This is a genomic window from Photobacterium angustum, from assembly GCF_002954615.1.
In the GTDB taxonomy this organism is placed as follows: Bacteria; Pseudomonadota; Gammaproteobacteria; order Enterobacterales; family Vibrionaceae; genus Photobacterium; species Photobacterium angustum_A.
On record NZ_MSCJ01000001.1, the window covers coordinates 1,798,146 to 1,811,132 of the forward strand.

Below are 12,987 nucleotides of genomic sequence, written 5' to 3' on the forward strand. Positions count from 1 at the left end.
ATGTTTTTAAGATATTTTTAACTCTAATATAGATATTTGTATCAATAGTTTTTTGATACAAATACTTATCAAAATATTGATTTTACAATAAGAATAAAAAGACAGGGGCCAAGGATGAAGCCAATGATGTATGTTGTTATTGAAGGCATTATCTGGAAAATTACAGATTCAGGTGAATGGGTTCAAATTCCACCTTCAGAAATTATTGATCAGTCGATTCCTTTCATTAAAGAAAGAGCCTACATCAATGACATTCTAAAAACACAAACCAACCAAGATGACGCCCCTGTTATCGAGAGCTCTTCGCATCGTACCCAGTTTTTTCTTGATGCCAACGTTGACCAAGAGCCGCTATCAAGCAACAGCGCTTCTTTTATTTCTCAGATAAAAGCCACATTAGCTGAAACCTTACCCAAAGCGGGATTTAGTACACGTTCAATAGCATCTGTTCAAAAAACAGAAAATGAATCTATTGCAGATGCTATCCCATCTCTTAAAGCTTCTGCGACGTTATCAGCCTCCATTATTGATGGTAACGATGGTTATAAAAGCCGATTTGAAACACCATCAGCAACGCTATTAGGTAACGCTATTGATATTGAAGATGGCAGAATTGTCATAGTTAATGTGACTGATATTAACGGCAAAGTATTCACTGCCAGTGCGATAGTACAAAATCAAAAATGGATAGTTAATAATCAAGACTTGAGCTCTCTTGCTGAAGGTGAGCTTTCTATTTATGCCTCTGTTACTGACTTCTACGGCAATGTTGTCGATGCTAAAGACACAACAATCAAAGATACCTTTGCTGAAATAAACGCAAAGATTGACGGCAAAGGTGATAATTACTTAAACCTATCTGAAATTACAAATAGTGATTTATTAGGTGAGATAAATTTTGTTGAAAGTGATCAACCAATATCAATCACAATCACCGACAGCCAAGGTAAAACGCTACGTTTTGAAACCGTCAATGATGCTGCTGCTTGGCAAATAAATAATGCTGATCTTTCTTCTCTTGCTGAAGGTGAACTCACTGTTCTGGCAGAAACTGTCGATATAGCGGGTAATCCAGCTTCCGCCACCAGCACTATTATTAAAGATACCTTAGCCACTATTACGGCTGATTTTGACGGCAACGGTGATCGCTTCCTCAATCAAGCCGAAGTCTCAACGACTGGGCTGTTTGGCAGTATCGCGAATATTGAAGATGGACAAACCGTTACTATTACTGTCACTGACAGCAAAGGCTTCGAGAAAACCTTTGAAAGTACTGTTAGCGTTGGGAAATGGACAGTTAGTAATGCTGACTTCACCGATTTAGCAGACGGTGAACTAACCGTTCTCGCTGAAACTACCGATATTGCTGGCAACCCAGCCTCTGCTACCAACACTATTATCAAAGATACTGCGGCAAATATTACGACCAGCGTTGATGGTAAAGGCGATGAGTACATCAACGCCGTTGAAACACCCATAACCGATTTATTTGGCGCTGTTGAAAATATAGAAGACGGACAAACAGTGACTATTGCTATCGCAGATAGCAGCGGTGCCGAGAAAATTTACACCGCCACTGTTAATAATGGTAAATGGACAATAAATGACGCAGATCTAACATCGCTCGCTGAAGGTCAACTCACCGTTACGACTACAGCCACCGATATTGCAGGTAATACAACATCGGCCACTAACACCATTATCAAAGATACCCTTGCTGAAATTACAGCGAACTTTGAAGCTAATGGCGATAGCTTTTTAAATAAAGCCGAAATCGACACTAAAACCACCCTGTTTGGTGACATTGATTTTGTTGAAGACAATCAACCAGTCACAGTAAAAGTAACAGATAGCAATGGTAAAACCATCACCCTGACTACTACAGTCATAAGCGGTGCATGGCAAATTGATGATGTTGATTTATCTGCACTTGCAGAGGGCGAGTTAACCGTTACTGCTGAAGTTATTGATGTTGCAGGCAACCCAGCGTCTACTACCAACACCATTATCAAAGATACCCTTTCTACCATTACGGCTAACTTTGATGGTAAGGGGGATGAATATCTTAATCGTGATGAAATCTCTGTGACTGATCTTTTTGGCTCAGTATCCAATGTTGAAGATGGTCAAACCGTTGAAATTAAAGTCACCGACAGTAACGGCCTAGAAAAGTCGTTTGAAACCACTGTGATTGATGGCAAATGGACAATAGAAGATGCCGACTTAACCAATTTCGCTGAAGGTGAACTGACGGTCATCGCTGAAACAGTTGATCTTGCCGGTAACACATCGTCTGCTTCCAACATCATTATTAAAGACACATTCACAGGTATTAGCGCCGATTTTGATGGTAAAGGTGATGAGTATCTCAACCACGTTGAAATTCCAATTACCGATTTATTGGGTAAGATCGAAAATGTCGAAGATGGACAGTTCGTTACCATTACCATCACCGATAGTAACAGATTAGAAAAAATCTATACCACGACCGTCATTAATGGCAATTGGACAGTTGATAATGCTGACTTAACAGGACTTAGCGAAGGTGAGCTCACTGTCATCGCTGATACTGTTGATATTGCAGGTAACCAAGTATCAGCCACAGACACCATCATCAAAGATACCTTAGCGACTATTACGGCGGATTTTGAAGGCAACGGGGATCGCTTCCTTAATCAAGCCGAAGTCTCAACGACTGAGCTGTTTGGCACTATCGCAAATATTGAAGATGGACAAAAAGTTACTATTACCGTCACTGACAGCCAAGGCTTAGAGAAAACCTTTGAGAGCACTATCAGCGCAGGTAAATGGTCAGTTAGTAATGCCGACCTAACCGATTTGGCTGAAGGTGAAATTACCGTTCAGGCTGAATCTACCGATATTGCTGGCAACCCAGCCTCTGCCACCAATACTATCATCAAAGATACTACGGCAAATATTACGACCAGCTTTGACGGTAAAGGCGATGAGTACCTCAACGCCGTTGAAACACCCATAGCCGATTTATTTGGCGCTGTTGAAAATATAGAAGACGGACAAACCGTGACTATTACCATCACAGATAGCAGCGGTGCCGAGAAAATTTACACCACCACGGTAAATAACGGAAAGTGGACAGTGAATGGCGCGGATCTAACAACGCTCGCTGAGGGTCAACTCACCATTACGACCACAGCCACCGATATTGCAGGCAATACAACATCAGCCACTGATACCATTACCAAAGATACCCTTGCTGAGATCACGGCGAACTTTGAAGCTAGTGGCGATAGTTTTTTAAATAAATCAGAAATCGACGCTAAAACAACCCTCTTTGGTGACGTTGATTTTGTTGAAGATAATCAAAACGTTGATGTTAGTGTCACAGACAAAGATGGGAAAAATCTCACCTTTAGCACAACTGTTCTTAATGGAGCATGGGTCGTTAAGGATGCAGATTTATCGACATTAGCCGATGGTGAACTGATCATTACATCAAAAACCAGTGATATTGCAGGTAATCCAGCGTCTATCACCAACACCATTATCAAAGATACCCTTTCTACCATTACGGCTAACTTTGATGGTAAGGGGGATGAGTATCTTAATCGTGATGAAATCTCTGTGACCGATCTTTTTGGCTCGGTATCCAATGTTGAAGATGGTCAAACCGTTGCAATTAAAGTCACCGACAGTAACGGTATCGAAAAGTCATTTGAAACCACTGTGATTAATGGCAAATGGACAGTAGAAAATGCCGACTTAACCGATTTCGTTGAAGGTGAACTGACTGTCATCGCTGAAACAGTTGATCTTGCCGGTAACACATCGTCTGCTTCCAACACAATTATTAAAGACACACTCTCAGGTATTAACGCCAATTTTGATGGTAAAGGCGATGAGTATCTCAACCGCGTTGAAACCCCAGTCACCGATTTATTAGGTAAGATCGAAAATGTCGAAGATGGACAGTTCGTTACTATTACCATCACCGATAGTAACGGATTAGAAAAAATCTATACCACCACCGTCATTAATGGTAATTGGACAGTTGATAATGCTGACTTAACAGGACTTAGCGAAGGTGAGCTCACTGTCATCGCTGATACTGTTGATATTGCAGGTAACCAAGTATCAGCCACAGACACCATCATCAAAGATACCTTAGCGACTATTACGGCGGATTTTGAAGGCAACGGTGATCGCTTCCTTAATCAAGCCGAAGTCTCAACGACTGAGCTGTTTGGCACTATCGCAAATATTGAAGATGGACAAACCGTTACTATTACCGTCACTGACAGCCAAGGCTTAGAGAAAACCTTTGAGAGCACTATCAGCGCAGGTAAATGGTCAGTTAGTAATGCCGACCTAACCGATTTGGCTGAAGGTGAAATTACCGTTCAGGCTGAATCTACCGATATTGCTGGCAACCCAGCCTCTGCTACCAACACTATCATCAAAGATACTACGGCAAATATTACGACCAGCTTTGACGGTAAAGGCGATGAGTACCTCAACGCCGTTGAAACTCCCATAACCGATTTATTTGGCGCTGTTGAAAATATAGAAGACGGACAAACCGTGACTATTGCTATCGCTGATAGCAGCGGTGCCGAGAAAATTTTCACCACCACGGTAGATAACGGAAAGTGGACAGTGAATGGCGCGGATCTAACAACGCTCGCTGAAGGTCAACTCACCATTACGACCACAGCCACCGATATTGCAGGCAATACAACATTAGCCACAGATACCATTACCAAAGATACCCTTGCTGAAATCACGGCGAACTTTGATGCGAATGGCGATAGCTTTTTAAATAAAGCCGAAATCGATGCTAAAACCACCCTATTTGGTGACGTTGATTTTGTTGAAGACAATCAACCTGTCACAGTAAAAGTAACAGACAACAATGGTAAAACTATCACCCTTACCACTTCGGTTATCAATGGAGCATGGCAAATTAATGATGCTGATTTATCAGCACTGGCTGATGGCGAGTTAACCGTTACCGCAGAAGTGATTGATATTGCGGGCAACACCAAAGAAACAAGCAATACCATCATCAAAGATACATCAGTACTTACTATTGATATTGATACAAGCAGTTACCAGCAAGGTGGCTTAAATGTCTCGGCAATAAAAAATGGTCAAGTGCCTTACTTGCAAGGTTCAACAACAGGTACCCAAGCTGGCGATAAGATAACCGTTACCTTCAGTGACGGTATAGATACTGTTTCTCTTACAACATCAGTAGATAGCTCAGGCAATTGGCGTATTGAAGACATTAAATTGTCTCAGTTAGATCCACAACAAATCTGGCAGATGATAGCCACAGTTACAGACACTGCAGGTAATACTGCCAGTGACGATATGCCCACATTCGCTAGCTCTAGCGACATGACTTTCTCTGAAAAAGCGCTAGAAACGGAATCTTCAATTGAATCAACCTCAACGATTAATATTGAGTTCGCCGAATTTACTTTTAACGCAGCACAGACCGCTTTAGAACAGTTAACTTCTAATGGTAAAGACGTTACCGTTACTATTTCTGCTGACGGCTTAACGCTAACCGTACAAACAGACACCACAACTGTGCTCACTGCGGTTATTGACCCTAGCACTCAAACAGTAAAAACAACATTAAGTGCTGCAATTGATCACTCCCCAGGCAACCCTAATACTGAAACATTGATCTTCATTGACGGTATTCAAACGGATAGTGATGGTACGAGTGAAACTGTCATCGTGCCAATCGAGATCAATATTCAAGATGCCGCACCTGAGATTGTCGATGATACAAGTGAAGTTATTGAAGGCAATGTTGTTACAGGTAATGTACTAACCAATGATGTGGATGTGGATGCTTCTCTTTTCGTTAAAAGTATCACCATTAATGGAGAGACAAAGGCACTGAATAACACATCGGTCACCTTTGATCTTCCTGAAGGAAAGTTCACCATCAATAGTGATGGCGAATGGACATTTACCGCCAATCGTAATCTTAATCATAGCCAAGGTGATATCAACCTTGTTATTGATTACGTTGCTTCAGATAAAGATCAATACGAGAACAATGCAAGCCTTACCGTTTCAGTCAAAGATGGTCTTGCCAATGTCATACTCGATAATAATGCCAAGACGATTGAAAGTATGATCACAGCAGGAAGCTCTACCTACAAGGGTGAGTTTACTGTACAAGCTGGAGCAGATAATCCTGATCCAAGTAGCCTAACATTTAATTCCAAGACAATAACGGCGCTTGAAGCACTAAATTTATATTCTGGTATCTCAACATCATCGCTTAGTTATACCGTCAGCTCCGATGGTAAAACAATCACAGCCAAAGCGGGTGGCGACACTATTTTTACCTTGAGTTTATCGGCAACCGCCTCAGGCGATAACGCGACGGGTACTGTCACCCTTGTACAACACTTCCCTCTCAATCAACAAGGTTTATCTGATGCTATCACCCTACCTCTGTTTATTGATGCAATTGACAGTGATGGGACTGCTATCCCGACAGGGAAATTTGATTGGGTTATCGAAGACGGTGCGAATCCAGTATTAGCAACATCTGAGCAATTAGAATTTAAAGAAACCGATCTATCTAATCCGTCAAATCAACCTAATCAACCATTGCAACAAACAGGCACGATCACCGTCACCATTGGCAGTGATGGTTTAAATGGCACCACAGAGCAAAGTCCGCTGTATTTTGATTTAAGCCAACTACCAACCGGTTTAACCAGCGGTGGAAAAGCGATCTCTTATGTGATCTCTGCTGATAATCAAACCATTGAAGCGAGGACAAGCTCAGGTAAAGTCTTTGAAATAAGCTTATCTGCTCGCCCAGATGCAGAAGCAAATTCAACCGTTGACTATGTTTTTATCCTTCATCAAGCACTGGATCAAACCAACGCAAATGATGAATTAACTATCTCTATTCCGGTCTTTATTAAAGATAACGACGGAGATATTAACCAAACTGCTATCGATGTTGTCATTGTTGATGGTAATGCCCCTGTTATTAATACAACGTCAATAGAAATATCAGAAACGCCGATGAGTGCTTCATCACCAGCAGGTAGTTCAAATCAAGCAGACGCCACAATCACAGTAACCGCAGGGCAAGATCCTATCGTCGATTTAAACCTTGTTTTATCTGGTACGGTAAAAAGTAGTGATGGCAATAACATCACCTACCAAGGTCAAACATTAACTTGGCAATTTGATGGCAGTAACACCTATAACGCATCATTGCCTAATGGCACAGTGATCTTTTCTGTCCATTTATCAGATATTGGTGCAGTTCCATCGGGTAGTGCAGCAAATGCAACAATTACAGTGACGCTCAATGAGTCTATCGACCATACCAATGGCAACGATACCGAACTTAATTTATTACTGCCCGTTGAAGCGAAAGACAGTGATGGCAGCTCGAGCACATCAAACGTAACGGTGAGTTTTTTAGATGGCTTAGTGCCTAGCATTACCGCCAACAGTAACCTTAACGTTCACGAAAATGACTTGCTGGATGATAATTTAGCCGCTGATGCATCAACCACGTCAGCACCAACACTCAGCTTTAACCAAAGTAGTGATGAGCTTGCTTCAGTACATCTAGATACTGCGCAGTTTAATAGTCAAAACTATACCAGTGGTGGTGAAAACATCACACTTAGCGCAGCAGATGCGAACGGTTGGTATAACGCAACGGCAAACGGTAATAATATTTTCCGTATTAAAGTCAATCTAGATGGTACCGTGCAATTTGAGCTTTTCGAAGCGATTGACCGCCCGTCATCATCAAGTCAAGGTGTGCTTAATTTAGAGTTTGGCGCCATTGCCACAGACGTAGATGGTGATATGTCAGCCACCACTCCTTTTGAAGTGGCAGTTACTGACGATATCCCTGTTGCAGGTCCTGATGAACAACTTGCTGTTGTTGAAGGTGTTGATAAGACACTACGCCTATTATCTAGAGGCGTTACTGGTGCTGATGGTGGTGAGGTCGTCAGTATCAACTATCGTGGCAAAGAATATCCAGCAGACGGTAACCCAATTGATTTAATTAATACTCAAACGGTTCCACACACTAAATATGGCACTATCTCTGTTAATGCAGATGGCACAGTCATCATTAAGACGATTGCCAGTGAGGAAAGTAGTGGCGAGATCAGTGATGATTTCAGCTACACCGTCAAAGACAGCGATGGTGACACTGCGGTAAGAACCAAGAAACTATCTTTTGCAGATGATCCTGGGCGTATTGAAGTTAATGCGGAACAGATCCTTGAAGACAGCATGAGTAACCCACTCACTATTCAAGTATTCCTTGGTGATATTGACCAGAATGAATCGCTTAGCACTATCACAATTAGTGAAAGCTCATTAGCGGGTGGACAGCTGTTTTTAAATGGCACATTACTAACAGCAACAAATGGCGTAATTACCCTTAGCGACTTTATTAGTGAAGGTGATTTTTATAAGCCAAATGGCGCCCTCACTTACCAGCCAGCATCAAATACTGCGGTTAATCAACAAGATACAGTTGTGCTTAAAATAACAGCGACGATATCAACGAATAACCAAGATAAAACACTGACCAAAGATCTCACTATCAAGGTGCTACCTGATGCTGATGCCGCAATTTGGGACGAGACTAAAGATTACGAATACACTGCTGTTGAAGATGATAGTAATGGCATTCAACTAAATGTTGCGGCGAATCTACAAGACACCGATGGTTCAGAAACCCTTAAATACCGTATTTCAGGGATCCCAGACGGCATTACACTCAAACTGGGTAACACCATAATTAGCGACGGTAAAATCATTAACGCTGATCAAATTAATGATGTGAAGATATTTTCTGATAAACACTCAGCAGGCATATTTACCTTTACCATTACTGCGCTCAGCACAGAAAAAGGTAATAAGTTCCTTGATAAAAGTACCGACCGAACAGAGGAATCGCAACGTCTTATCACAGTAAATATTACTCCTGAAGCAGATGCGCCAAAACTCTCGGTTAAAAATCTTAAAGGTCATGAAGATCAGCCTATTGATCTAAGTAAGGCCATTATTGGTAAATTAGCTGATAACGATGGTTCAGAAAGCCTCAGTTACCGAATTAAAGTGCAAGATGGTTGGTCAATTCAAGGTGGCGATGCGATAGAAGAGCCTGCCGGTTCTGGCATATATATTGTGAGTGCAGAATATATTGAAAGTGGTCAAGCACAGCTTCATCCAAAAGCTGATATCAGTTCACACTCTGAAAAACTCACTATTGAAGTAACGGCTATATCTACTGAAGCCGCTATTAACGGACTCACCTCTGCTACCAGTACAAAGGGTGCGACCAAGACTATTTCCATTAACTTAAAAGGCACCATTGACCGTCCAGACATTACAGACGGCGGCAATGGGCATTGGCAATACATTGCTAGTAGTACAGATAACACCACTGGGTTTAAAGGCACTATTAAAGGCATTAATGGTTTTTATGAAGATCAGCCACTACCGCTCGACTTTTTAATTACCACCAGTGATAACGATAAATCAGAAGAGATAACTATCTTAATCACCAACTTGCCTGAAGGTGTGAAGTTTATCGATATTAATGGCAATCCTTTAAACCTTGAAATTGTCGGTAAGGACGCTTCAACGGGGTTGATCTATCGGATCACATCCGATCAATTAACATCGACTTATTTATCAATACCTAAAGATATAAGTGGCAACTTAGCATTTGATGTCAATGTGATTTCTACCGAGCCTGACGGTGCGAGTGGTGAATTTAACTACAAGGTGGATATTGAAGTATTACCCGTTGTTGATGAGCAAGATGGTGCTTTATTGCAAAGCACTGGTTCTGAAGATCAACATATCTCATTCTTAGTTGAACCGACCATCAGAAAAGATAGCGACAACAGTGAAACGCTGACAGGTTATAAAATCACCAATTTACCTGATGGGTTAACCCTATTTATTGATGGTGTAGAAGTTGTTATTCCTGCTAATGGGCTCGATCTTGCCAACTACAAAGGCAACCAATCATGGGCTGAATTTATTAACAGTGGTCGCGTAACCATTCTTGCAGATGAAGATCTCAGTGGCATTTTTGATATATCCATCAGCTATGAAGTCACTGACACGTCAACTTCTGGACAAACCGCGAATAAAGATATCAATGCGACTGTTCAAGTCAATATTGCAGGCGTCGTTGAAGCTAATACGCGATTAGAATCTATAACAGATCTGCTCAGTAGTAACGATGGTAGCCCTATAGATTTAACCAATGCGGTTCACTTTATCGATGAAGATCTTGATGGCTCAGAATATCTAGATTACATCGTGATCGAAGTACCTGCTGGCATTAACCTCATCATCGATCACCCTAACGGTGCCAATATTGACGGTAGTGGAAATTGGATTATTCCTGCAGCAGGACTTACCAGCGATAGCATTAAAGAAGCGATGCAAGATCTCTTAGCTGGGGCTACCGTTAGCGCTAGCTTTAATACTGAGGTGATTGATCTTGTGGTTAAAGCCCGTGTGGTTGATGGCAACGATTCTCGCTTTTTAGAAGCGCCCGTTCAAATCCAGATCACAGGTAAAACTGGAGGCGGAGGTTCATGTCCTCCGACCGAAGCGCCAGATAAAATTCAAGGTGATGTGATTATTGCTAAAGAAGGCGAAGATATTAATTTATCAGGTCTACTTAATGGCGATATTGATAATAATCCAGAAATAGCCCTCTCCTTCTTTATTGACGTTAATGACTTACCTGACAATGTTGAAATTACAGGTATCGGTATCATTACCGAATATAACGATGCGGGTGAAATTATTGGCTATACCATCACAGAAAATGGTCTTTCCAATATGACATTCATTGGATTAGATGAAGCTTGGGCTGGATCTTTAGATATTCCGATCACTATCACTCAAACCTCTACCTGTAATGGTACAAAATCAACTTCCACACAAAACATCAAAATTGACGTTGTTCCGGTTGTTGATGACATCATTACAACAACTGATATCACCAGTGTTATAGAAGATACCGCAACCGCAATTAACCTAACGGTGCTGTTAGGCGATAGCGTTAATAACGGACAAACCATCACGGGTGAAGGTACTTCTGCTACTGGTAAAGAAACCATCAACTGGATGAAAATCACCTTAGTACCTGGTGGTGAATTGATTGGCGATTCTGCGATAGTAACCCAGAATCCCGATGGTAGTTGGCAAGTACTGGATCCAAGTCGTTTAGACGAATTGCTTTTAAAGCCGCCTCATAACTACAGCGGCGATTTAACCATTAACGTTGAAACCAACATCACAGATCAATCCGATTCATCATCGCAAACGGATACTCAGACCAAAACCTCTTCTGTGATTATTAACGTTGAGCCTGTGACTGATATCGCCACCATGCCGGATACCATCACCGAGCAAGGTGATGAAGATGGCTACATTCATATCGTTGGATTAGGCGCAATCTTATACGATGATGATGGTTCTGAAACTATTTCATTGAACCTATCTGGCGTTCCTGATGGTGCAGTGATGTTCTATTCACCAGACGGTGGCACTACCTTTATCCAATTGCCTAATAACGGAAAGTCATGGAGCTTTGATATTGCGCAAGCCGATAGTATCTATATTCGCCCACCCACAGATTTCAGTGGTGATATCACATTGAAGTTGGATGCGATCACGAACGAAATTGGTACAACGGAAATAATAACATCGACCTCTGAAGTTATTATTGGCGTCAATCCTATTGGTGATGATATTCAATTTATTGGTGTTCCAGAGAGCCTCTCTGGCGATGAAGGTGAAAGCTTCACGATTCCAGTCGATATTGAAAGTACCGAAACAAATAGTAATGAAACATTATTCTTAGAAGTGATCTTTAGTGCTGCAGACCAAACTCAGTTAGCAGGCCTAGATAAAATTCAAATCGGTGATCAAGAGATAAGTATCATTAAAAGTGGTGATATATGGCTTGCAACTGCAATAGTAAATAGCAGTACCTTAGACCAATTAACCCTTTTTAGCTGTGATGCTTTTGGTGATATTAATATCACACTCAAAGCCAGCAGTATTGATACCGACACTATCTTAGGATCAGAAATTACGCATTATGGTCAAACTGTTGAGAAGAATATCAGTTTAACTATTGAACCTATGCCTGATGCGCCAGAGCTTAATCTTCAATACAACAGCGTTATAGCTAAAACCGAAACGACGATTGCGCTAAATCTTGAGCTATCAATGTTTAATCCTGCGCCTAATGAGCAAGGGAGTATTATTATCACAGGTTATCCTAGTGATTTCGTATTCTCAGCAGGCCAAGCGAAAGGAAATGGTTGGGAAGTCGCATTTGACGATATTGCCGTTCTGACGATGACAGCCAATAGTGAGCAAGATTTCTCTCTTTCTATTGAGCCAATCTCAACTCTGAATGGACAAACGGCTACGGGGATTACGCAAACCATTGACGTTAGCATCACTGATAAAAATGATAATTCGCTTATCGGCACTGCAAATGATGATGTGATCTTTGGTACTGCCAATAACGATAGCATGACGGGCGGTAGCGGTAATGATAGCTTTGTATTCAAAGCAGAAGATCAAGGAACAATCACTAATCCGGCACAAGATACCATTGTAGATTTCGATATCACAGCTAATAGCGATAATATCGATTTACGCGCTATTTTAAATAGTGTCACTGATGGAATCACGGCTGATAACTTTATTGATATTACGGAAAATAACGGTTCAGTGACGTTACATATTAAGGAAAATGGCGAAGATGTTAGCCAAGAGATCACGTTAGAAAACGTGGACAAAAATGCGCTCTATGGTAGTGATTCAAGTTCAACAACAGATGCCGAGCTTTTACAAAAAATGATAGATGATAATAATTTATTAGCTGGCTAATACTTCTATTAGGATCTCCCCCTTCAAACTTAAGTGTTCTGGCGTATT

Annotated in this window: 1 protein-coding gene; it reads left to right on the plus strand. The window is 41.3% G+C overall.

The window, feature by feature from the left end:
• The first annotated feature begins 126 nt into the window (after positions 1-126).
• A complete protein-coding gene (locus BTO08_RS07810) occupies positions 127-12,939 on the plus strand; it encodes an Ig-like domain-containing protein (RefSeq protein WP_431356669.1) in 12,813 nt (4,270 codons plus the stop codon).
• Positions 12,940-12,987: the final 48 nt, after the last annotated feature.

Excerpts from the sequence above, each read along its gene's own strand:
- BTO08_RS07810 (WP_431356669.1), top strand. The coding sequence starts at position 127 with ATGTATGTTGTTATTGAAGGCATTATCTGGAAAATTACAGATTCAGGT.